This window comes from Curtobacterium sp. MCLR17_045 (genome assembly GCF_003234405.1).
GTDB lineage: Bacteria > Actinomycetota > Actinomycetes > Actinomycetales > Microbacteriaceae > Curtobacterium > Curtobacterium flaccumfaciens.
On sequence record NZ_QKTB01000035.1, the window covers coordinates 1 to 21,931 of the forward strand.

The window sequence follows — 21,931 nt, forward strand, 5'->3', positions numbered from 1 at the left end:
GGGCTGGGCTGGGTGGGGCTCGCGCTGCCTGGGGTCGCGTTGCCTGGTCGAATCGGGCGTACCGGGTGATTTCGGGCGTACCGGGTCGAAAGTTCCGACCAGGTACGCCCGGTTCCACATTCCATCGCGGGCGTTCTGGGAAGGAACGCCCGCTCGTGTTCGCCGTCTCGCGCTACGCTTCGCTCGTCGTTGTGAGAAGGGGGAGCGCGATGGTGCTCAGTTGGTCCGCGTTCAGTGAGCTCGAGGGTCCGGGGGAGTCGGGGATGCCCGACCTGTTCGACGGCTGGTTCGGCATCGCGTTCGGGGTCGTCGCCGCGTTGGCGATCCTCACGACCCTGACGATCGTCATCCTGGCGCTCTACCGGGGCAAGCGGATGGCCGACCGCGGTCAGAACCCGCTCACCATGCAGGAGGACATCGCGTACCAGGCGATGCAGAGCCGCACGTTCGCACCGGACAAGCCGCTCGAACAGCGGCTCGCCGAGCTCGACGACCTGCACGCCCGCGGCGTGATCTCCGACGAGGAGCACCGCAGCGCCCGAGCCGAAGCGCTGCGCGGACGATGATCGCCTCCGAAGAAGTGCACAACCCCCTGATCCCGCCGGTCTACGACCTCGTCTGGACCCTGCTCATGGCGCTCATCGTCATCGCGGTCATCGTCGCCGTGTGCATCGCGGTCGTCCGCAGTCGGCGCCCGCACGGTGCCCGTCGGAGCTCGCCGGAACAGCGGCTCCTCGAACTCGACGAGCTGCACGCCCGCGGGGTCATCACCGACGACGAGCGCCGAGCCGCGCGGGCCGAGGCCCTGCGCGGTTAGCCTGGTCGGGTGCTGCTGCCGACGGACCTGCTCGGGGTGTGGGACCTGCACCGCACCGTGCACGACCACCGTGCCGGGGCCACGGGGACCGTCACCGGGACCACCACCCTGACCCGGGTCGGCGGCGACGAGGTGCGCTGGGACGAGTCGGGCGTGATGACCTTCGACGGCCGGACGACGCCCGTCTCACGGACCCTCGTCCTGCGGCGGACGAGTACCGGCGGCTGGACCGTGCACTTCTCCGACGGTCGAGTGTTCCACGACTGGGTCTGGGGCACGAGCGTCGCCCACGCCTGCACCCCGGACGACTACACGGGTGCCTTCGACGGCGACGAAGACCGCTGGACGGTGCGGTGGGAAGCGCGCGGCCCGGCGAAGGACTACCGGCTGGACAGCGTCCTCACCCGACCCCGGTCGTGACCCGCGGGTCGGCGGTCACCGCCAGACTGGGGGCATGGCACGCTCCTCCGGCACCGACGCCCCGCGCATCACCCTGACCGAACCGACGAACCTCGAGGACTGGGTGCCAGCACCCGGTGACGTCCTGACGGGTGACCGCATCGAGGGCAAGCGCATCGACGTCCTCGACCTGGCCGGCGAGCGACTGCCCGACCTGGAGATCGAGGAGTGCGTCATCGACACGTTCCGGGGCGACGACGCGGACTTCCGTGGGCTCCGGGTCCGTGACTCGATCATCGACTCGCTCGACGCCCCGATCCTGCGGGCGTCGAGCAGCACGTGGCGCGAGGTCCGGGTCTCCGGCGGGCGCGTCGGCTCGGCGGAGCTGTACGACTCTGGGCTGAACGGCGTGGAGTTCGTCGGCATGAAGTTCGGGTTCGTGAACCTGCGCGGCTCGACGATCACCGACGTGGTGTTCCGCGACTGCGTCATCGACGAGCTCGACATCGCCGACGCGAAGCTGTTGCGGGTGTCGTTCGACGGCAGCAGCATCCGCGCCGCCGAGGGGTCGAACACCCGCATCGACCACGTGGACCTTCGCGCAGCGGACCTCGATCGGGTCGAGCGGCTCGAGGGGTTCCGCGGGGCCACGATCGGTGCCGACCAGCTCTACACGCTCGCACCGCTGCTGGCCGCGCAGGCCGGCTACCGCGTCGACTGACCGAGCCCAGGTTTCGCGCTCACCGACACTCCACGCCCGCCCGGCCCCGCGAACTGTCGCTCAGCGCGAAACATCGGCCGCACCGACGGCCGCACCGACGCCCGCGCCCACCCCGGCCAGTGCCGCCGCCAGGTCGGCCTGCACCAGGTCGCCGTGCACCGCCGCACCCGTCTGGGTGCCGGCCGCCGCCGACGCGATGACCGTCGCCATCGGGGACGTCACGTTGCCGGCCGCGTAGACCCCGCGCACGGCGGTCTGCCCGGCGGCGTCCACGGTCAGCGCCGTCGCGAACCGGTGGTCGCCCATGAACTGGTCGGTGGCGTCGAGGCCGAGCCCGGACAGGAACCCCACCCGCGCCTCGGGCCGGCTCGCCGTGGCCAGGGCATCGAGCTCGACGAACGACCCGTCGCCGAGCCGGACCCCGGTCAGCCGGTCACCCTCGGAGACCACGGCGGCGACGGGGCCCTCGATGACCGAGACGCCACGGGCCGCCAAACCGGCCAGGGCGGTGTCGTCCATCAGGGCCGGCTCGGTCAGGAACACGATCACCCGATCGCTCAGCGCCCGGAACATGAGCGCGTGGTGTGCGCCGTTCGGCGTCGTGACGAGGACCCCGATCCGCTGGTCGCGGATCTCCCACCCGTGGCAGAACGGGCAGTGCACGACCCCGCGCCCCCACTGCTCGGCCAGGCCCGGGATCTCCGGCAGGACGTCCACGGCGCCGGAGGCGACGACCAGCCTGCGCGCCGTGACGACCTCGCCCGAGTCCAGCGTGACCGAGAAGCCGACCGGGTCGTGACCGTCACCGGTCGTGGCGGACGTGGCCACGATCCTCCCGGCCGTGACCTGGACGCCGTAGGCGGCGACCTCGTCGCGACCGATGCGGAGCAGCTCGGCGGGCGCGACGCCCTCGTGGCCGAGGTAGTTGTGCGCGCCGGCCGCCGGGGCGTTGCGGGGCTCGCCGGAGTCGACGACGAGCACCGAGCGCCGCGAACGGCCGAGGATGAGGGCGGCGGAGAGGCCGGCGGCCGAGCCGCCGATGACGATGACGTCGAAGTGTTCAGGCATGCGCTGATCATGCGGCGGATCGAGCGAGAACAGCAACGAAGTTTGCCGCTGTGGCAACATGTCCGCCATGGGACACGGCAGCCAGGACGCGACCGCCCCGCGCACGACCGCCGAGGTCGTCGACGGGGTCGGCCCCCGCCTGCGCGCGCTGCGTGCCCACCGCGACGTCACGCTCGCCGCGCTGTCCGAGCAGACCGGGGTCTCGGTGAGCACGCTGTCGCGGCTCGAGTCTGGGCAACGGAAGCCGACGCTGGAACTGCTGCTGCCCCTCGCCCGGGCGTACCAGGTGCCCCTCGACGACCTGGTCGGCGCGCCGCAGACCGGCGACCCGCGCGTGCACATGAAGCCCGAGGTGCACGGCGGCCGCGTCGTCGTGCCGCTGACGAAGCGGACCGGCGGGGTGCGCTCCTTCAAGCAGCTGTTCCCGCCGAACACCCCGGGTGGGGAGCCGTCGCTCAAGACGCACGAGGGCTACGAGTGGCTCTACGTGCTGTCCGGACGGCTCCGACTGGTGCTGGGGGAGCACGACCTCGACCTCGGACCCGGTGAGGTCGCCGAGTTCGACACCCACACTCCGCACTGGATGGGCAACGTGACCGACTCCGTCACCGAGGTGCTGTGCCTGTACGGGCCGCAGGGTGAGCGGGCGCACGTGCGGTCTCGACCCGCCCGGTGACCCGCTGCGTCAGTCCGTGAAGACGTTCGCCACGACGTCGTCGAGCAGATCGGTCGTCTCGATGTTCGACTGCTGGATGTGGATGCCGAGGTCACCCCGCGTGTAGTACGTGTCGCCGTCCGTGACCGGGTACTGCGAGTTCTTCGAGACCTTCTGGCACAGGTACCCGTCGGACTCGTCGCCGCAGTCGTAGCCCTTCGCGCTGAGCTGCTCGAGCGCGTCGCGGGCTGCGGCCGGGTCGACGGCGTCGACCGCGATGGACAGGTACGAGATGTCGGCCTGCGGCTCCCGCCACACGCAGTACAGGCGCTTGCCGTCGCCCTGCAGCGCCGGGGTGAACGAGCTCTTCGGGATCGCGATCGGGTCCCCGACGACCGACGGGTCGTTGAGCGGTGCCGATGCGAACGCCTTGTCCCACTTGCCAGCGGTGATCAGGTCGGTGCAGCTGGCCGGGACGGCGGCGGTCTCGTCGCTCGGGGCCCCCGTGCCGGTGGGGCTCGGAGCGGTCGTGGTGTCGGTCGGGCTCGGTGCCGTCGTCGGGTCGGCTGCGGTGGTCGCGGTGTCGCTCGAGGGTCCGGCCGGTCCGGCCTGGGCGCAGCCGGTCAGGGCGAGGCCCGCCGCCAGCAGGGCAGCGAGCGTGATCGTGTGGCGCATGGTTCCCCTTCGTCCGGTCGCGTCAGGTCGTGACCGTCGCTCACGAACGTACCGACCGAGGGCCGCGGTGGCTGGGACCGTCACCGATTCGTTGTCCCCCGACCCCGTCGGTCAGCGGCTGCGCCACCACCGCCGCGACCGCGACTGCGATCGCAGCCGTCGCGCCCACCGGCGCACCGGGTTCGCCCGCCGGCCGTTCACGCGGAACGTGTGGAAGGCGCGTCGCGTCCGCACCCAGACGGACGGGAGGCCCGCCAACGGTCGCGCGGACACCTGCACGGTGAGCACGGGGTCGGCAACCACCCGCCAGGCCGGGTCGAGCTGCATGCTCAGGTCGACGTCGTCGTGCACCTCGGCGTCGTCGCGGTGCGCTCGCCCACCGACCGCGGCCCAGGTCGACCGGCGCATCGCCATGGCGGACCCGAACAGCGGCGGACGCCCGAGCGCGCTCCACATCAGGACGAAGTACGGGCCCATGTACACGGCGTTCCACAGTCGGCGCACCACGGCGCCACCGTTCCGGGGCCGGCCCGGCCCGGTGACCGCGACGACCTCGGGGTCGGCCAACAACCGGACCGCGTCGGCGATCCACGACGGCGGTGGGACGGAGTCGGCGTCGAGCCGCACGACGACGTCGCCGGACGCACGGTCGTAGCCGCGCGCCGAGGCCCGGGCGATCCCGCGCACCGGCTCCGTGAGCACGACCGCGCCGGCGTCCCGGGCGATCGCCGCGCTGTCGTCGGTGCTGCCGTTGTCGACCACGACGACCTCGTCGGCCGGCCGGGTCTGGGCCGCGAGGGCGGCGAGGCACCGGCGCAGGTGCACGGCGTCGTCCCGCACGGGGATCACGACCGAGACACGGAGCACCCGTCGATCCAACCGGCTTCCACCTGTGCGGATTGCCGGACCGCGTTTCCCGGTGATCCTGGGACCGGACCAAGAGGGCGCGGCGCAAGTTCGTTGCGAAACGCCCCCGGTGCACGCCGGGGACGACGACAACCGGAAGGCCGACCATGACCACGAACCCACCCGGGAACGACTCCGGGACGCCCATCCACGACCGCACCGCAGCCTCCGAGGGGCACGAGGTCGCCCCCGGCGTGACCGTGCCGTCGTACGCCAGCGGTACCCCCGCCGCGCGACCCACCGACCCCGGTGCGCCCCAGACCTACGACCCGTACGGCGACAGCGCCGCCGAGGTGCCGTTCGACGCACCCCTCGACGCCGTCCCGGCCGACGAGCAGCTCCCCGCCGTCCCGTCCGCGGCATCCGCCGGCAGCGTTGGTGGCTCCGGCAGCACCGGCACCGGCAGCGGCTCCGGCTCCGGCAAGGCCGACGCGGCCAAGGGTGCCGCGCAGGACGTCGCCGGCGACGCCAAGGAGAAGGCCGCGAACGTCGCGGGCACCGCCAAGGAGCAGGCGTCGAAGGTTGCCTCCGAGGCGACCGACCACGCCAAGCAGCTCTACGGCCAGGCGTCCGAGAACCTCAAGCAGCAGGCCGGCGAACAGCAGCAGCGCGCTGCCGGCGGACTCCGCTCCCTCGGCGAGCAGCTCGGTCGCATGGCCGAGAACGACGACGAGCAGGGCGTCGCCTCGAAGGTCGTCCGCGACCTGTCGGGCCGCGCGACCTCGGCCGCCGGGTTCCTCGAGAACCGCGACCCGGGCTCGCTGCTCGACGAGGTGAAGACCTTCGCCGCGAAGCGCCCCGGCACCTTCATCGCGATCGCCGCCGGTGCTGGCCTGCTCGCCGGCCGCCTGACCAAGGCGCTCGCGACCGAGGTCAAGCACGAGAAGGAGGCCGGCGACGGCACCACCGGATCGGGGAGTGGCGTATGAGCCAGTCCGTCCCCGGCGCGACACCCCTGGGTGAACCGACGCCCGAGGAGCGCGCCGCGACCACACCGCTCGGTGAGCTGCTGTCCGACGTGTCGCGTGACCTCTCCAGCCTGTTCCGGCAGGAGGTCGCCCTCGCGAAGGCCGAGCTGACCGACTCCGCGAAGAAGGCCGGCAAGGCGGGCGGGATGTTCGGCGGCGCCGGACTCACCGCCGTGTTCGCCCTGCTGTTCCTGTCGATCGCCGCGTGGTGGGGCCTCGGTTACCTGATCGGCAACGCCTGGTCTGCCCTGATCATCGCGGTCGTGTACGCGATCGTCGCCGCGATCCTGGCCGTCCGCGGGCGCAAGGAGATCAAGGAGATCAAGGGCGCCCCGCAGACGGTCGAGACCGCCAAGGAAGTCCCCGAGACACTCAAGCCCAACACCGGGAGGAAGCCATGAGCACCCCAGACGAGATCCGCGCCGACATCGAGCGCACCCGCGGCGAACTCGGCTCCGACGTCGACGCCCTCGCCGACAAGGTCAGCCCGTCGTCCATCGCCCACCGCCAGAGCGAGAAGGTGAAGGGCCGGTTCCAGGACGTCCGTGAGTCCGTGATGGGCGCGGCCCAGTCGGCCCGCTCGAGCGCCTCCGGTTCCGCCTCGGGCGCGACCGGCCAGGCGAAGGACGTCGCGCAGAAGGGCGTCGAGAAGGCCAAGGGCAACCCCCTGGCCGTCGGCCTCATCGCGTTCGGTGCCGGTTGGCTGGTGTCGTCGCTCCTGCCGACCACCGAGAAGGAAGAAGAGCTCGCCGGTGAGCTGAAGGACAAGGCTGCACCGCTCGTCGACGAGGTCAAGGAGCAGGCGAAGGACGTCGGCTCGCAGCTCGGCGACGTGGCGAAGGAGCACGCGCAGGACCTCAAGGGGACCGCGCAGGACGCCGCGCAGGCGGTCAAGGGCGAGGCGCAGGGGGCCGCGTCCGACGTCAAGGACAACGCGCAGGGTGCGGCGGACGACGTCCGCAGCAGCTGAGCGGAAACCCCACGACGGACAGGAGGCGCGGTGCCAGCTGACTCCGCGCCTCCTGTCCGTGAAGCGGTAGCGTTCCGGGCATGGACCCGATCGACGAGCTCGCTGCGGAGCTCCGACAGTCCATCGGCCGGGTCGTGCGTGCCGCACGACGCGAGGCGGACGCGCTGCCGGCCACGCACACCACCACCCTCGGGTTCCTGCACCGCGAGGGCCCGATGACGATCGCGGAACTCGCGCGCCGCCGCGGGGTGAAGCACCAGGGGCAGTCCCGCACGGTCGGCGAACTGGCCGAGCTCGGCTACGTCGACCGGACGGCGTCGGACACCGACCGCCGAGCGTCGGTCATCCGGATCACGGACGCCGGCCGGGCCGCACTGCAGCGCGACATGGACGCCCGCACGGACTGGCTGGCCGACGCGATCCGCGAGGAGACCGACGCCGAGGAGCGCGCGCTGCTGCGCCGTCTGCCCGAGCTGTTCGAGCGGGTCGCGCGTCGGGCCGACTGAACGACTCCTCACCTCCTGGGCGACCGCAGAAGTACAACACGGCTGTACAGTTGTGCGCATGGAGTTGACGAAGTACAACCACGCCACCGTCGTCCTCGAGCAGGACGGCGTCACCCTCGTCATCGACCCCGGGGTGTTCACGCCCGAGGCCGTCGACCTCGTCCGCGGAGCAGCGGGCGTCCTCGTCACGCACGACCACCCCGACCACTTCGACATCGACGCCCTGCGCGCGGGACTCGCCGCGAACCCGGACCTCGTCGTCCGCGGTCCGGAGACCGTCGTCGAGCAGCTCGGCGAACACCACGGCCGGGTCGCAGCGGTGCACGCCGGCGACACGATCACCGTCGGACCGTTCTCCGTCCGGGTCTTCGGCGAGCAGCACGCGGTCATCCACCCCGACATCCCGTCCACCGCGAACGTCGGCTACCTGGTGGACGACGCGGTGTTCCACCCGGGCGACGCGTACCTCGAGCCCGGTGTCCCGGTGCCGACCCTGCTGCTGCCGACGAGCGGGCCGTGGACGAACACCGCCCAGGCCGTCGACTACGTGCGCGCCGTGGCGCCGGAGCGGGCCGTGCAGATCCACGAGGCGATGCTGAGCGAGCTCGGCCAGCAGTCCGCCGCGCGCTTCCTCGGCCCGGACGGTCTCGGGCCGGTGCCCGTCCTGATCCTGCCGGCGGGGGAGACGATCACCGTCTGACGGACGCGGGCGGCCCCTGGGAGGCGATCCGGGCCTCCCGAGCAGCATGGACGGATGGCCGACGCACCCACGACAGCAGTCCTCTTCGACATCGACGGCACCCTCGCCGACTCGAACTACGCGCACATCGACGCGTGGTGGCGGGCGTTCCTGGCGGCGGGGGAGTCCGTCGACGCCTGGCGGATCCACCGCGCGATCGGGATGGACTCGGCGAAGCTGCTCGAGACGCTGCTGCCGGACGCGTCCCAGGAGACCCGCGACACCGCGAAGCAGTTCCACACCGCCTACTACGCCGAGCAGATGCCGCGGCTCCGGCTGCTGCCGGGTGCGCGCGAACTCCTGCAGGCCGTCGCCGAGGCCGGGCACGCCGTGGTCCTGGCGACCAGTGCGCCCGAGCACGAACTCGCCCGCCTGCGTGACCTGCTCGACGCGGGCGAGTGGGTCACCGCCGAGACCAGCTCGGAGGACGTCGAGCAGGCGAAGCCGGACCCCGGCATCATCCGGGTCGCGCTCGACAAGGCCGGGGTCTCCGCCGACGACGCCGTGATGGTCGGGGATGCCATGTGGGACGTCGAGTCCGCCGGCAAGGTGGGGGTACCGTGCGTCGGCGTGATGACCGGCGGCATCGGCGGTGACGAGCTCCGCGGTGCCGGGGCGGCAGAGGTGTACGACGACGCGGCGGCCGTGCTCGCGGCGTTCCGCGCCGGCGAGGGCCCGATCGCGGCACTCGGCCAGCGCGACTGACGAGCGGCGCCGGTCGCGCCCGACGGGCGGCGCCGGTCGCGCCCGACGGGCGGCGCCGGTCGCGCCCGATGGGCGCCTCGGTTTCCGCGTCGTCGGTCGCCCGTGCCAGGATCGACGTTCGTGATCACGATCGAACGCGTGTCCTGGGACGACCCCCGCAGCGTGGTGCTCCGCGCCCGCATGGACGACGAGATGCACGAGCGCTACGGGTCGGCGAACGCCGGCGAGGACCCGGCGGTCACCGCCGAGCGGGGTCGTGCGCTGAGCGTCGACCCGTCGACAGTCGTCACGTCGATCCTGGCCGTCGACGAGTCCGGCGAACCGGTCGGGCACATCGCCGTCCGGCGCCTGGGTGACGAGGTCGAACTGAAGCGCCTCATCGTGCTGGCCTCCGCGCGTGGCAAGGGTGCGGCCACCGCACTGCTCGACGAGTGCGAGCGCGTCGGCCGCGAACTCGGCGCCCCGCGGCTCATCCTGCAGACGGGCGACAAGCAGCCCGACGCCGTCGCGCTCTACCGCAAGACCGGCTGGGACCAGATCGACGTCTACGAGCCCTACGCCGCGACCATGCCGTGGTCGTTCTGCTTCGAGAAGACGCTCTAACTCGACCCGATCCAGATTGCACTTTCAACACGAGAGTGCAATTCTTGCTCGGTGAGCACCACCGAACGCACCCGCGCGCTGCGCCGACGCATGATCGTCGAGGCACGTCGGGCGACGGTCGAACACGGGCTGCACGGGTTCACGATCGAGCAGCTCTGCGAGACCGTCGGGGTGTCGCGCCGCACGTTCTTCAACCACTTCGGGTCGAAGGACGACGCCGTGCTCGGCATCGAGCTCAACGCCGACGTCGAGGCGATCGACGCCTACGCCGCGGGCGGGATCGTCCCCGGCGAGCTGGACCCCCTCGGCTCGATCGTGGCGCTGGCGATCGACCAGTTCCACCGGGTCGGCATCGCCCGCGCCGACGAAGCCCTGGTCCGCCGGGTGTTCGAGCGGGAGCCGGCACTCGTCGCACGGTTCCTGTCGGCGACCGACGTGCAGCTCGCCCGGATCACCGTGGCCCTGCGGCGACGGTTCGGGTGGGACGACCCCGCCGACCGCCGACCGCGCCTGGTCACCGAGGCCGCGGCAGCCTTGATGAAGGCCACCGCGACCGAGTACTTCGACGACGCGTTCGACGAGGCCACCGGGCCGACGTTCGACGAGCTGCTCACCGAGAACCTCCGCCTGCTCAGGGCGGTCACCACGACCGAACGGGAACACACCACATGAGCGCCACCGCGCCGGGCACCACCAAGCGTGCCCGCCCAGGCTCCGACGGCCCGCTGCTCCTGACGCAGCGTCGCATCTGGATCATCTTCTCCGCCCTGATCGCGGGGATGCTGCTCTCCAGCCTCGACCAGACCATCGTCTCCACCGCGATGCCGACCATCGTCGGCGAGCTCGGCGGCGTCGCGCACCAGGCCTGGCTGACGACCGGGTACCTGCTCGCCTCCACCATCGTGATGCCCGTCTACGGCAAGTTCGGCGACGTCCTCGGCCGACGCAACCTGTTCCTCATCGCGATCGCGCTGTTCACCATCGCGTCGGCCGGGTGCGCGTTCGCCACGGACTTCACGCAGCTCGTGGCGTTCCGCGCCATGCAGGGGCTCGGCGGCGGCGGCCTGATGATCCTGTCGCAGGCGATCATCGCGGACATCGTCCCGGCCTCGCAGCGCGGCAAGTACCTCGGCCCGCTCGGTGCGATCTTCGGCCTGTCCGCCATCGGTGGCCCGCTGCTCGGTGGCTTCTTCGTGGACCACCTCACCTGGAACTGGGCGTTCTACATCAACATCCCGGTCGGCATCGCGGCGTTCTTCGTGGCCTGGTTCGCGCTGACCCTGCCGAACAAGAAGGCGACGAAGCGCATCGACGTCCTCGGCGTGCTGTTCATGTCCGCAGCGACCACGTGCCTGGTGTTCTTCTCGGAGTTCGGCGGCAGCAAGGACCACGGCTGGGACGCCCCCGAGACCTGGGCCTGGTTCGCCGGTCTCGTCGTCTCGGCAGCGCTGCTGGTGTTCGTCGAGTCCCGTGCGCAGGACCCCGTGCTCCCGCTGTCGTTCTTCCGCAACCGCACCTTCCTGCTGGCCACCGGCATCGGCCTCGTGCTCGGCATCGGCATGTTCGCCGCGATCGGCTTCGTCCCGACGTTCCTGCAGATGGCCTCGGGTACCTCGGCTGCGGTCTCCGGCCTGCTGATGCTGCCGATGATGGCCGGTCTGATCGGCACCTCGATCGCCTCGGGTGTCCTGATCACCAAGACCGGCCGCTACCGGATGTTCCCGATCGTCGGCACGGTCCTGGTGGCCATCGCGATGCTCGCGATGACCCAGCTGGCGGCGGACACCCCGATCTGGCTCATCTGCGCGTACCTGTTCGTCTTCGGTGCCGGGCTCGGCCTGATCATGCAGGTGGTCGTCCTCGTCGCGCAGAACGCCGTACCCGCCGAGCAGGTCGGTACCGCCACGTCGACGAACAACTACTTCCGCGAGGTCGGCGCCTCCCTCGGCACGGCCGTCTTCGGCGCGCTCTTCACCGCGCGGCTCACGACGTCGCTGACCGACGTGTTCCGCGGTGCCGGTGGTTCGGCGACCGATGCGGCGTCGTCGGCGGGCAGCATCGACCCGTCGACCGTCGCCGGGCTGCCGCCGGCGGTGCAGGACGGCGTCGTGAACGCCTACGCCGACTCGCTCGCACCGGTGTTCTGGTACCTCCTGCCGTTCATCGCGGTGGCGTTCCTGCTCGCGCTCTTCCTGCCGCAGATCACGCTCTCCGACACGGCCGGCATGGTCGCCCGTGGCGAGGCCGTCGGCGGCGAGGAGGCCGACGAGCTCGAGCGCGCGCAGCGTGCTGCGCGCGCGGAGCACGCGGCGGCGGAGCCGACGGACCGCACGCAGCAGTAGCCCGCCTCGCGAAAGCGACAGATCTGCGCGGAACGTCCCCGGACATCTGTCGCTTTCGCGGTCCTGCCGGTCGGTGGGCGGCGAGATCTGTCGCCATGGCGGGGTGGTCGCGTCCGTCGCTCCCTGGAGGCGCGGTGCGGGCTGGCACCGGGCCTCCCGTCCGGCGCGTCCGCGCCCACGGCGCGTGGCCAGCCCGCCTCCTTCGCGAAAGCGACAGTTCTCCGCGGAACATCCGCGTCGAACTGTCGCTTTCGCGGACCTGCCGCCTCGGACGTGCGAGATGTGTCGCTTTCGCGGGCCCCGGCTCGGGCGACGCGTGCCGCTACGCGCCGGTGCTCGCGCGCGGCACGAGCCGCGTCGGCAGGGCCGCGGGCTCGGCGGCCGTGCCGTCGAGCGTCGCGAGGAGCCGCAGTGCCGCCGCGCGACCGAGGTCGGCGCCGGGCAGCGCCACGCTCGTCAGGGCCGGCGCGGTGACCGACGACGACGGCAGGTCGTCGAAGCCCGCGACCGCGAGTGCGCCGGGGACGGCGATGCCGAGCGCACCGGCGACCCGCAGGACTCCGTAGGCCAGGGTGTCCGCGGCCGTGACGACGGCGGTGACGTCGTCGTCCTGCCAGGCCTCGATGACGTGCTCGGTGGCCGAGGCCGCGGCCTCCACGGTGAGGTCGGCGCGCGCGGTGACCTCGGAGACCGTGATGCCGGCGTCCGCGCAGGCCTGCTCGAACAGTTCGCGGCGCACGCCGAACGTCGCCGCTCGCGAGGTGCCGTCGAGGTAGCCCACGTGCCGGTGCCCCCGGTCGTGCAGGTGGGCGACGAGGTCGTGCACGCCCGTGGAGAGGTCGTAGTTGACGGCCTCGGGGCCGCCGGGGGCGTCGAGCAGCACCACGGGGACGCTCGCCGACATCGGCTCGTCGGCAGCGGGGGCGTCGACCAGGATGCCGGCTGGCCGGAGCCGTTCGAAGCGCCGGACGTCGGCCGCGACCGGCTGTGCACCCCGCTCGGTGACGGAGAGCACGAGCTGGAACCGGTCGCCCAGGGTGTCGCGGACGCCACGGATGACCTCGGCGAAGAACGGGTTCGACAGGTCGGGGGCGATGAACACGACGAGGTCGCCGCTGCCGCGCGCCAGTGAGCTCGCCGCGTGGTCGACGACGTAGCCGAGGTCGTCCACGGCGTCGCGGACCCGTGCGGCGATGGGTGCGGAGACCCGCCCGCGGTCCTTGCCGTTCACGACGAGGGAGACCGTGGCGATGCTCGTGCCCGCACGCTCGGCCACCATCGCAGCGGTCACACGACGGCTCGGAACGGCGGGGGAGGGCACCCGTCGATGCTAGCGAGCGCGGTGGTCGAACTTGACGTCAAGCGTTTGACGTGTTTCGATGTCAAACGCTTGACGCGCCACGTCGCCAGCGCTCTGCCGGCTCGTGGATCCCCACCACGTCGAGCACTCACCTCGATTCCCCGAAGAAGTGGAGCGCCCAGCGTGCCCGATGCGACCCAGCCCGCCGCGAAGATCATCCTCGACTGCGACCCCGGCCACGACGACGCCGTGGCGCTCCTGCTCGCCCACGGCAGCCCCGCCATCGACCTGCTCGCCGTGACCACCGTCGTCGGCAACCAGACCCTGCCGAAGGTCACCCGCAACGCCCTGGCCGTCGCCCGCATCGCCGGCATCACCGGGGTACCGTTCGCCGCCGGAGCCGCCCGCCCGCTGCTGCGCCAGATCGAGGTCGCACCGGACATCCACGGCGAGAGCGGCCTGGACGGCCCGATGCTCCCCGAGCCGTCGTTCGAGCTCGACGAGCGCCACGCCGTCGACCTGATCATCGACACCGTGATGGCCCACGAGCCCGGCACGGTCACCCTCGTGCCGACCGGGGGTCTGACGAACATCGCCCTCGCGGCCCGCAAGGAGCCCCGCATCGTCGAGCGCGTCAAGCAGGTCGTGCTCATGGGTGGCGGCGTGCACGTCGGCAACTGGAGCCCGGTCGCCGAGTTCAACATCGTCATCGACCCCGAGGCCGCGGCCATCGTGTTCGAGGCCGGCTGGGACGTCGTGATGGTCGGCCTCGACCTGACGCATCAAGCCCTGGCCACCCCCGAGGTCGCCGCGCGCATCGCCGGCGTCGGCACCGCCCCCGCCGCGTTCGTCGGCGAGCTGCTCGACTTCTTCGGCCAGACCTACAAGGACGCCCAGGGCTTCGACGCCCCGCCGGTCCACGATCCCTGCGCCGTCGCGTACGTGATCGACCCCACGATCGTCCGCGCCGTGAAGGTCCCGATCCACGTCGAGACCCAGGGCGCGCTGACCCTCGGCATGACCGTCGCCGACTTCCGCGCCCCCGCGCCCGAGGACTGCCGCACGAGCGCCGCGATGGAGCTCGACCACGGCCGGTTCTGGGACCTCGTCGTCGACGCCCTCGAGCGCATCGGCGAGACGGCCGACACCGGGTGGACCCCACGTGCCGCCGCCGACGCCGTCGAAGCCGGCATCACCACGACCCCGGAGCACTGAACCCCATGACCACCACCTCGACGAAGAAGTCGATCGGCGCCCTCACCGCCGCGCTCCTCGCCGCGTGCATCGCGTTCCAGCTGAACGCGAGCATGCTCAGCCCCGCCCTCGTCACGATGGCGCGCGAGCTGAACACCGACGACGCCACGATCGGACTGTCGCAGACCCTGTACTTCACGCTCGCGGCGCTGTTCTCGCTGTTCCTGCCGCGGCTGTCCGACATCGTCGGCCGCAAGCGGGTGCTGATCGGCATGCTCGCCGTGATGCTCGTCGGCAGCATCGTCGCCGCGCTCGCGGTGAACGTGCCGATGCTGTTCGCCGGTCGCATCATCCAGGGCGTCACCGGTCCGGTCGTCCCGATCTGCCTGCTCGTCCTGCGCAACGAGATCAGCGACCCGAAGCGCTACGGCGCCGCGCTCGGCCTGCTCACCGCGGTGAACGGCGGCATCGCGGGTGTCGACGCCCTGGCCGGCGGCTGGATCGCGACGAACTTCGGGTTCCGCGGGATCTTCTGGGTCATCGCCGTCGTCACCGTCCTCGCCCTGTTCCTGGTCGCCGTCTGGGGTGTCGAGTCGAAGCCCTCGGCCGGCACCCGGATGGACTGGATCGGCGTCGTCCCCCTCGTGGTGAGCGTCGGTGCGCTGCTCACGGCGTTCAACGAGGCCGGCAAGCTCGGCGCGGCGAACCCCGTGCTCGTGGTCGGTGGCGTCGTGGTCGCGCTCGTCGCCTTCGCGGTGTTCTGGGCCGTCGAGTCGCGGGTGCGGGAGCCCCTGGTCGAGACCCGGTTCCTGAAGCGCCGCGCGACCTGGGCGCTCCTCGCCACGACGTTCCTCACCATGACCGGCGTCTTCGCCGTCGTCAACGGTCTGGTCACGTCGCTCGCGCAGAACGGGGACGCCGACTTCGGGATGGAGGCCGACCTGGCCTCGCTCGTGTTCCTCACCCCGTACGCGCTGGTCGGCTGGATCGTCGGACCCTTCGCCGGGCGCCTCGCCCCGACCATCGGGTACCGCGCGGTCCTGCGCTTCGGACTCATCGGCAGCATCGTCTCGACGGTCCTGATGGCGCTCGTCGGCGTGCATTCGCTGCCGGTGCTGGTCACCGCGACGGTGCTGATCGGCATCACCTACGCCGGCATCGCGAACATCATCCTGAACGGCCTCGGCATCGTGCTGTCGCCGGAGTCGAACCCCGGGTTCCTGCCCGGGCTGAACGCCGGTGCGTTCAACCTCGGCGCCGGGGTCAGCTTCGCGGTCCTGCCCGCGCTGCAGATCGCGCTCGGCGTCGGCGGTTCCGCGGGCACCGCCGGGTACTCCGGTGGCATGCTGCTCGGGGCCGCGATCACGACCGTCGCACTCGCGATCTCGTTCCTCATCCCCCGTCCGGAGGGCGCCGAGACCACGTCCGTCGCCCCGCAGAAGGAGACCGTCCGTTGACCGAGAGCATCGTCGTCGTCGGGTCGCTCAACGCGGACCTGGTGGTCCGCACCGCGCGCTTCCCCCAGCCCGGTGAGACCCTGCAGGGCTCCGACCTCGCGATCCTGCCCGGGGGCAAGTCCGCCAACCAGGCGGTGGCTGCCGGGAGGCTCGGGGGCACGGTGCGCATGATCGGTGCGGTCGGCGACGACGGGAACGGTGCGCTGCTCCGCGACTCCGTCGCGGCTGCGGGGGTCGACACGACGCACGTCGCGATCCGGGAGGGCGTCGCGACCGGCACCGCCGTCATCACGGTCGACGCCGCAGGCGAGAACACCATCGTGATCTCCGCCGGTGCGAACGGCACGCTGACGCCGCACGACGTGCCGGCCGACGCCTTCGCCGACGCCGCGGTGCTGGGGCTCTGCCTCGAGGTGTCGATCGACGTCGTCCTCGCCGCCGCTCGGGCCGCGCACGCCGCCGGGGTCGCGGTGCTCACGAACCTGTCGCCGTTCGGCACCGTGCCGGCCGAGCTCCTCGAGCTGACCGACGTCCTGCTGGTGAACGAGCACGAGGCCGCGGCGCTCGGGGACCACGGCGTCGCGCGGTCGATCGTCACCCGCGGTGGTGCCGGCTGCGTCGTGCACGACGGGGACGCCGAGCCGGTGCCGATCGACGCCGTGCGGGTCGAGCCGGTGGACACCACGGGCTGCGGTGACGCCTTCATGGGTGCGGTGGCGCTGCGTCTGGCCGCGGGCGACACTCTCGTCGACGCCGCTCGGTTCGCGGTGGGGGTCGGGGCGTACGCCGCGACCAAGCCGGGCGCACAGGCCTCGTACCCGACCGCCGCCGAGCTGGAGGCGTTCCTGCGGGCGTAGGGCGGGCCTCCAGGCCGTTAGCGTTGTCCCCATGCGCGTGGGAGTCCTCGACATCGGGTCCAACACCGGCCACCTGCTCGTGGTGGACGCCCACGGCGGCGCCGCGCCGCTGCCGGCGTCCTCGTTCAAGCAGCCGCTGCGGCTGGCCGAGCACCTGGACGACTCGGGCGCGGTGACCCAGCAGGGGATCGACGCCCTGACCACCTTCGTCGCCGACGCCGTCCGTGTCGCCGAGGAACGCGGTTGCGAGGACATGCTCGCGTTCGCCACGTCGGCGGTGCGCGACGCCGGCAACTCCGAGGCCGTGCTCGCCCACGTCGAGGCCTCCACCGGGGTCGAGCTGGCCGTCCTGTCCGGCTCCGACGAGGCCCGGTTGACGTTCCTGGCCGTGCGCCGCTGGTTCGGCTGGTCCGCTGGTCGCCTGGCGGTCTTCGACATCGGCGGTGGCTCGCTCGAGATCGCCGGCGGTGCCGATGAGGCACCCGACGTCGCGTGGTCGATGCCGATCGGCGCCGCACGGCTGGCGCGCTCCTACTTCGCGGCCGGCACCCCGACCGAGGACGACGTCCGCCGCATCCGGCACGAGATCCGTGTGGAGATCGCCCGGGACGCCGGACGGCTGCTCCGGTCGGGCCGCCCGGACCGGGCCGTGGCGACGTCGAAGACGTTCCGGTCGATCGCCCGCATCTGCGGTGCCGCCCCGTCGGCCGCCGGGCCCCTGGTGCCGCGCGCGCTCGACGGCGCGGTGCTGCGGCAGCGGCTGCCGGAACTGCTCACGATGTCGGTCGACGAGCTCGCGGCGCTTCCCGGTGTCTCACCGAGCCGGGCGCACCAGGTGGTGCCCGGCGCGCTCGTCGCCGAGGCGTGCCTGGACATCTTCGACCTGCCGGCCCTCGAGATCTGCCCGTGGGCGCTCCGCGAGGGCGTGATCCTCGAGCGGCTCGACCAGCTGTCGGTGCTGGGCAACTCCCAGTAGTGACCGTTATGGTCAGTACATGACCAGATCGGACACTCCTCGCGTGCTCGTCCCCGGCGCACTCTGGACGGTCGCGGGAGTCGGATGGCTCGTCGGCGAAGCCGTCTCGGCGTCGGCGTTCCCCGGCTACAGCTACGCGACGAACTACATCTCCGACCTCGGGGTCCCCGGCGTCGGCACGTTCCAGGGGCGGTCGATCGACTCACCGCTGCACGTGCTCATGAACACGACGTTCATCGGACAGGGCGTCCTGTTCGGGATCGCAGCGGTGCTCGCCGCCGTGGTGTTCCGCGCCGCGTCCCGCCGTGCCCGGGTGGCGACCGCGGTCCTCGCCGTGGTCCACCTGGTCGGGATGGTCCTGGTCGGCTCGTTCCACGGCAGCCAGACGAGCACCGACGGCGGCACCATCGTGTTCCACGTGCTCGGCGCCGCGGCAGCGATCACGACCGGCAACCTCGTGGCCATCACCGCCGGCATCGGGTCCGGGGCGCTGCGGGCACCGGCGGCCTACCGGATCGCGAGCGTCGTGCTCGGGATCGTCGGCCTCGTCTCCCTCGTGATGCTCGTCGTGGACTCGTCGTCGACGGTGATCGAGGTGCTCCCCGACGGCGTGTGGGAGCGTGCGTCCGTGTACACGATCGTCGCGTGGGAGCTCCTGACCGGGATCGCCCTGCTGGTCGCAGGGTCGCGGCGCCTGCGGACGGCGCGGGCTTCGGCGGTCGGCGCGTGACCCGCCCTGCGCGCCGTGCTCGGCCCTCCGCCGAGGAGATCAACGGGGGCGTCCTGGACATCACCGCCGGACTCATCGCCCGACGCGGCATCAAGGACACCGCCGTGCAGGCCGTCGCCGACCAGGCCGGCTACTCGAAGGCGGGCATCCTCGCCCGGTTCACGAGCAAGGAGCTGCTCGTCGAAGCCGCGCTCGCGCAGTGCACCGCGCAGACCGAGGCGATCCGGGCAGCTGCCACCGCCGCCCCCGTGGGGGAGACCCGCGACGCCGCGGCGCTCGCAGGCATCGCCGACCTCGCTCTCGTCCGGCCGGGGTGGGCTGAACTCGCGCTCGCGGCGTTCACCCTGCGACGCGGGGACGACGTCGGCGTCCGGCTCGAACCGGTCGCAGCGACGCTCCTCGACGTGTTCGGCATCGACATGGCGGACGCCACGGCCACCCCGCTCGACCGGCGGGCACGGGTCTCCGGGGCGTTCGGTGCGATCGTGATGCTCGCGCTGACGTACGAGACCGAGGCTTCCGCGGCGGAGGCCCGGCCGCACGTGCTGCAGATCGGATGGGACGCCCTCGGCCACGACGGGCCCGTGCCGCTCGGGGCCGTCGGCCAGGCCCGCTCGGGGTCGTCGGCTAGGCCCGCTCGGACCTCGGCGGAGCGAGCAGCCACGGACGGATCAGCTTCGTCACGAACGGCAGCACCCAGAACGTCATGATCGGCGTGAGCACGACGGTCGTGATGAGCACCCGGGGCAGGATCGCGACGTGCGCGAACGCGGGGACGAGCCAGGCCATCAGGTACGTGAACGCGAGGTTGACCGGGAAGAAGCCGAGCCAGATGCTCACGGACTGCTTCCACCGCGGGGGAGCGCTCGAGGCCGGGGCGTCCTGCGGGACGTCGAACCACCCCTCGATGCCAGTGCGCTTCTCGACGCGGGACTCCACCACCAGGTCACGGCCCAGGTCGAGCCAGCGCAGCCGGTCGTCGGAGTTCTCCCACGTCGCCAGGGAGTCGTGGTCGGCGAACCGGTAGAGCATGTGCCACTCGCGGGACTGCGCGGTGGAACGCACCCACCCCGAGCCGAGGAAGCCGGGGTAGCGGTTCGCCAGGTTCACCCCGGACTGCACCCAGCGGGTGACCTCGGGGATGCGATCGGGTTCGACCAGGCGGGTGACGGAGACGGTGACGGGCGGGCCTGCGGTCTCGGATGACGACTGCAGGCTCCCAGGCTCTTGTGGAGTCATCCGACCAGTGTCGCGGACCCGTGTTTCCGGCTCGTGACACGTGCCTCGCGCGCCGGCTGAACGGATCCGCGTCGTCCTTCGACCACCGTCCCAGGCGGGTGCAAGACGATCATCTGGCGAACGCACCACCGAGAGGACCCAGATGCACCCCGAGCCCACCACCACCCTCATCGCCACCGTCGACGGGCCCGACGGCGGCACGTACGAGGTGCGGCGGCTGACGCTCCCGGTTGGTGCGTCGACCGGCTGGCACCAGCACGACGCACGCCAGACGGGTCTCGTGGTGCGCGGGGCGCTGACGCACGTCACCGAAGAGGCCACTCGGGTCGTCGGGCCGGGGCAGGCCCTGGTCGAGGAGCCGCGCATCGTGCACGACGGCCGCAGCACCGGCACGGAGGACGCCGAGCTGCTCTACGTCGCCCACCTGCCGGCAGGTGCAGCGGCGTCGACCCCGGGCGAGCCACCAGCCAGCGAGGGGCCGGTCCGCAGCGCGCTCGTGACGGTTCCGCTGGGGCGGCCGCAGTTCGTCCACGCCCTGCGCTACACCGCGATGTACGCGCCGAAGCCCTTCGCCGAGGCCCTGCTCGTCTACCGGGACAACGGCACGTACACGATCCTGTCCCCGGGTGAGGACCACCACGGCTGCTACGTCTCGGCGACCGATCCCGCCGAGGGGATGCGGCACGTCGCGTTCATGTCGTGGCCGTCCGCGGACTGGGGCCGGAACATCGCATCGCACACCCTGACCTTCGAGGCCGCGAGCGGCGCGTTCACCCAGGAACTCCGGTTGCCGGGTGACCCGGTCCCGCGGGCGCAGTACGGGTACGCGGTGCCCGTCGAGGACCCGGAGTCGATCGACACCGGCGCCGGGTGGGCAGCGCTCCGCCAGCAGCACGCCGAGGTGTTCACCACGCTCGAGCGCCTGGCGGGCGGCGGGTCGACCGCGGCCTGAGCCGTCAGCTCGCCTGCTTCTTGGCGGCGGGCTTCTTGGCCGGGGCCTTCTTCGCCGGTGCCTTCTTCGGCGCCGACTTCGCGGTGGCCTTCTCCGTCGTGCTCTCCGCGGCCTTCTTGGCGGGCGCCTTCTTCGCCGGCGCCTTCCTGCCGGAGCCGGACGTGCCGGAGCCGGACGTGCCCGAGCCGGAACCGGACGACGACCGTGACGTCGACGACGAACGCGACCCCGAGCCTCCTGTCCGCTTCTTGTCGACGGACGCACGCAGGGCGGCCATCAGGTCGAGCACGTCACCGCCCTCGTCGTCGTCGTCCTCGTCGTCCTGCGCGCCGAAGGTCTTCTCGGTGTCGATGTCGTCGCCCGCCTCGAGCTTGGCGTCGATCAGCTGCTGCAGTTCCTCCTGGTAGGAGTCGGTGTAGCGGTCGGGGTCGAAGTCGGTGGACATGCTCTCGACGAGCGAGGACGACATCTTCAGCTCGTTGGCGCTGACCTTCACCGTCGTGTCGAGGGTCTTGAAGTCGGCAGCGCGGACCTCGTCGCCCCAGAGCAGCCCCTGCAGCAGGATGACCTCGTCGTGCACCCGGAGCACCCCGAGCCGCGTCTTCTGCCGCAGGGTGAACTGCACGATCGCCAGACGGTCGGTCTTCGCCAGGGTCTCGCGCAGCAGCACGTACGCCTTCGGCGAGCGCGAGTCGGGCTCCAGGTAGTAGGTCTTCTCGAACATCATCGGGTCGACCTGCTCGACGGGCACGAACTCGAGCACCTCGACCTCGTGCGACTGCTCCTCGGGAAGCTGCTTGAAGTCGTCCGCGGTGAGCACCACGGTCTTGTCGCCGTCGTCGTAGGCGCGCTGGATGTCGGCGTACTCGACCTCGTGGCCGAACTCGCACACCCGCTTGTACCGGATGCGGCCCTTGTCGTCGTCGTGGACCTGGTGCAGGGACACGTCGTGCGTCTCGGTGGCCGCGTAGACCTTGATGGGCACGTTGACGAGCCCGAACGCGATGGAGCCCTTCCAGATCGACCTCATGCGCACATGATGCCCGCCCGCACGCGTGCGTGCCCGGAGCCGACGGTTCCTCCACAGGTCCGTCGTCCGGGGGATCGTTCCACGGATGTCCGGTTCGCTGGACCGCCGCGAGGCCGGCGCGA

At 71.9% G+C, this 21,931-nt stretch carries 27 protein-coding genes; 21 read left to right on the forward strand and 6 right to left on the reverse strand.

Going from position 1 to position 21,931, the window contains the following annotated elements:
- Positions 1–209: 209 nt before the first annotated feature.
- Genes DEJ05_RS15865 through DEJ05_RS15880 form a run of 4 tightly spaced genes read left to right on the forward strand, consistent with a single transcriptional unit; the run spans position 210 to position 1,937 of the window.
- Positions 210–566 carry an SHOCT domain-containing protein gene (locus DEJ05_RS15865; RefSeq protein ID WP_071404844.1) on the forward strand — a complete coding sequence of 119 codons (357 nt, stop codon included), beginning with the start codon at positions 210–212 and terminating at the stop codon, positions 564–566.
- A gap of 14 nt (positions 567–580) precedes the next feature.
- Complete coding sequence (locus DEJ05_RS15870) at positions 581–817, forward strand: hypothetical protein (RefSeq protein ID WP_146245125.1); 237 nt, start codon at positions 581–583, stop codon at positions 815–817.
- 9 nt (positions 818–826) lie between these two features.
- Positions 827–1,237: a DUF6314 family protein gene (locus DEJ05_RS15875; protein ID WP_111111030.1), complete on the forward strand. Its 411-nt coding sequence runs from the start codon at positions 827–829 to the stop codon at positions 1,235–1,237.
- Between the two features lie 34 nt (positions 1,238–1,271).
- On the forward strand, positions 1,272–1,937 hold the full coding sequence (locus tag DEJ05_RS15880) for a pentapeptide repeat-containing protein (RefSeq protein ID WP_111028627.1): 666 nt from the start codon (positions 1,272–1,274) through the stop codon (positions 1,935–1,937).
- Positions 1,938–1,997: 60 nt separating this feature from the next.
- On the opposite strand, the gene DEJ05_RS15885 is transcribed toward DEJ05_RS15880, so the two are convergent.
- Positions 1,998–3,005, reverse strand: a complete 1,008-nt coding sequence (locus DEJ05_RS15885) for an NAD(P)/FAD-dependent oxidoreductase (RefSeq protein WP_111028626.1) — start codon at positions 3,003–3,005, stop codon at positions 1,998–2,000.
- Between the two features lie 58 nt (positions 3,006–3,063).
- Here DEJ05_RS15885 and DEJ05_RS15890 point away from each other — a divergent pair, with 58 nt between their 5' ends.
- Entirely contained in the window at positions 3,064–3,681 is a 618-nt protein-coding gene (locus tag DEJ05_RS15890) for a helix-turn-helix domain-containing protein (protein ID WP_111028625.1), read from the forward strand.
- A 9-nt stretch (positions 3,682–3,690) separates the two neighbouring features.
- Here the strand turns inward: DEJ05_RS15890 and DEJ05_RS15895 are convergent, their stop codons facing one another.
- Positions 3,691–4,335, reverse strand: coding sequence for a hypothetical protein (locus tag DEJ05_RS15895; protein ID WP_111028624.1), 645 nt, complete (start codon positions 4,333–4,335; stop codon positions 3,691–3,693).
- 111 nt (positions 4,336–4,446) lie between these two features.
- Positions 4,447–5,202: a glycosyltransferase family 2 protein gene (locus tag DEJ05_RS15900; protein WP_220034818.1), complete on the reverse strand. Its 756-nt coding sequence runs from the start codon at positions 5,200–5,202 to the stop codon at positions 4,447–4,449.
- 146 nt (positions 5,203–5,348) lie between these two features.
- On the opposite strand from DEJ05_RS15900, the gene DEJ05_RS15905 reads away from it, so the two are divergent.
- The 9 genes from DEJ05_RS15905 (at position 5,349) to DEJ05_RS15945 (ending at position 12,074) form a co-directional block, all read left to right on the forward strand.
- Entirely contained in the window at positions 5,349–6,170 is an 822-nt protein-coding gene (locus DEJ05_RS15905) for a hypothetical protein (RefSeq protein WP_220034817.1), read from the forward strand.
- On the forward strand, positions 6,167–6,610 hold the full coding sequence (locus DEJ05_RS15910; protein ID WP_051597109.1) for a phage holin family protein: 444 nt from the start codon (positions 6,167–6,169) through the stop codon (positions 6,608–6,610). Before DEJ05_RS15905 ends, DEJ05_RS15910 begins: the two co-directional genes overlap by 4 nt.
- Positions 6,607–7,179 (forward strand): DUF3618 domain-containing protein, encoded by a 573-nt coding sequence (locus tag DEJ05_RS15915; protein WP_027467152.1) that lies wholly within the window; start codon positions 6,607–6,609, stop codon positions 7,177–7,179. The genes DEJ05_RS15910 and DEJ05_RS15915 overlap by 4 nt, the downstream gene beginning before the upstream one ends.
- 80 nt (positions 7,180–7,259) lie before the next feature.
- Complete coding sequence (locus DEJ05_RS15920; protein ID WP_071245883.1) at positions 7,260–7,685, forward strand: MarR family winged helix-turn-helix transcriptional regulator; 426 nt, start codon at positions 7,260–7,262, stop codon at positions 7,683–7,685.
- A gap of 58 nt (positions 7,686–7,743) precedes the next feature.
- A complete protein-coding gene (locus DEJ05_RS15925; protein WP_110865612.1) occupies positions 7,744–8,385 on the forward strand; it encodes an MBL fold metallo-hydrolase in 642 nt (213 codons plus the stop codon).
- Positions 8,386–8,439: 54 nt separating this feature from the next.
- Positions 8,440–9,129, forward strand: coding sequence for an HAD family hydrolase (locus tag DEJ05_RS15930; RefSeq protein WP_071404856.1), 690 nt, complete (start codon positions 8,440–8,442; stop codon positions 9,127–9,129).
- Between the two features lie 120 nt (positions 9,130–9,249).
- Positions 9,250–9,732, forward strand: a complete 483-nt coding sequence (locus DEJ05_RS15935; protein WP_258367297.1) for a GNAT family N-acetyltransferase — start codon at positions 9,250–9,252, stop codon at positions 9,730–9,732.
- 51 nt (positions 9,733–9,783) lie between these two features.
- A complete protein-coding gene (locus tag DEJ05_RS15940; protein ID WP_258367298.1) occupies positions 9,784–10,404 on the forward strand; it encodes a TetR/AcrR family transcriptional regulator in 621 nt (206 codons plus the stop codon).
- Positions 10,401–12,074, forward strand: a complete 1,674-nt coding sequence (locus DEJ05_RS15945; RefSeq protein WP_111092039.1) for an MDR family MFS transporter — start codon at positions 10,401–10,403, stop codon at positions 12,072–12,074. The genes DEJ05_RS15940 and DEJ05_RS15945 overlap by 4 nt, the downstream gene beginning before the upstream one ends.
- A gap of 322 nt (positions 12,075–12,396) precedes the next feature.
- On the opposite strand, the gene DEJ05_RS15950 is transcribed toward DEJ05_RS15945, so the two are convergent.
- A complete protein-coding gene (locus tag DEJ05_RS15950; RefSeq protein ID WP_258370648.1) occupies positions 12,397–13,395 on the reverse strand; it encodes a LacI family DNA-binding transcriptional regulator in 999 nt (332 codons plus the stop codon).
- A gap of 162 nt (positions 13,396–13,557) precedes the next feature.
- Here DEJ05_RS15950 and DEJ05_RS15955 point away from each other — a divergent pair, with 162 nt between their 5' ends.
- Genes DEJ05_RS15955 through DEJ05_RS15980 form a run of 6 tightly spaced genes read left to right on the forward strand, consistent with a single transcriptional unit; the run spans position 13,558 to position 19,298 of the window.
- Entirely contained in the window at positions 13,558–14,589 is a 1,032-nt protein-coding gene (locus DEJ05_RS15955) for a nucleoside hydrolase (RefSeq protein WP_111028620.1), read from the forward strand.
- Between the two features lie 5 nt (positions 14,590–14,594).
- Entirely contained in the window at positions 14,595–16,025 is a 1,431-nt protein-coding gene (locus DEJ05_RS15960) for an MFS transporter (protein WP_111028619.1), read from the forward strand.
- A complete protein-coding gene (locus DEJ05_RS15965) occupies positions 16,022–16,882 on the forward strand; it encodes a ribokinase (protein WP_111028618.1) in 861 nt (286 codons plus the stop codon). The genes DEJ05_RS15960 and DEJ05_RS15965 overlap by 4 nt, the downstream gene beginning before the upstream one ends.
- Positions 16,883–16,913: 31 nt before the next feature.
- The gene (locus DEJ05_RS15970) at positions 16,914–17,858 is read left to right on the forward strand and encodes a Ppx/GppA phosphatase family protein (protein WP_071404863.1); all 945 of its coding nucleotides are present in this window, start codon (positions 16,914–16,916) and stop codon (positions 17,856–17,858) included.
- Positions 17,859–17,877: 19 nt separating this feature from the next.
- Positions 17,878–18,588 carry a DUF998 domain-containing protein gene (locus DEJ05_RS15975; RefSeq protein WP_111028617.1) on the forward strand — a complete coding sequence of 237 codons (711 nt, stop codon included), beginning with the start codon at positions 17,878–17,880 and terminating at the stop codon, positions 18,586–18,588.
- Complete coding sequence (locus DEJ05_RS15980; protein WP_181433186.1) at positions 18,585–19,298, forward strand: TetR/AcrR family transcriptional regulator; 714 nt, start codon at positions 18,585–18,587, stop codon at positions 19,296–19,298. Before DEJ05_RS15975 ends, DEJ05_RS15980 begins: the two co-directional genes overlap by 4 nt.
- Here DEJ05_RS15980 and DEJ05_RS15985 read toward each other — a convergent pair.
- Complete coding sequence (locus tag DEJ05_RS15985; protein WP_111028615.1) at positions 19,216–19,827, reverse strand: antibiotic biosynthesis monooxygenase; 612 nt, start codon at positions 19,825–19,827, stop codon at positions 19,216–19,218. The two genes, DEJ05_RS15980 and DEJ05_RS15985, sit on opposite strands and share 83 nt — an antisense overlap.
- A gap of 142 nt (positions 19,828–19,969) precedes the next feature.
- Between DEJ05_RS15985 and DEJ05_RS15990 the strand changes: the two genes are divergently transcribed.
- Positions 19,970–20,779, forward strand: a complete 810-nt coding sequence (locus DEJ05_RS15990) for a cupin domain-containing protein (RefSeq protein ID WP_111111034.1) — start codon at positions 19,970–19,972, stop codon at positions 20,777–20,779.
- Between the two features lie 4 nt (positions 20,780–20,783).
- Here DEJ05_RS15990 and DEJ05_RS15995 read toward each other — a convergent pair whose 3' ends face one another.
- On the reverse strand, positions 20,784–21,809 hold the full coding sequence (locus tag DEJ05_RS15995) for a Ku protein (RefSeq protein WP_111028614.1): 1,026 nt from the start codon (positions 21,807–21,809) through the stop codon (positions 20,784–20,786).
- Positions 21,810–21,931 lie beyond the last annotated feature (122 nt).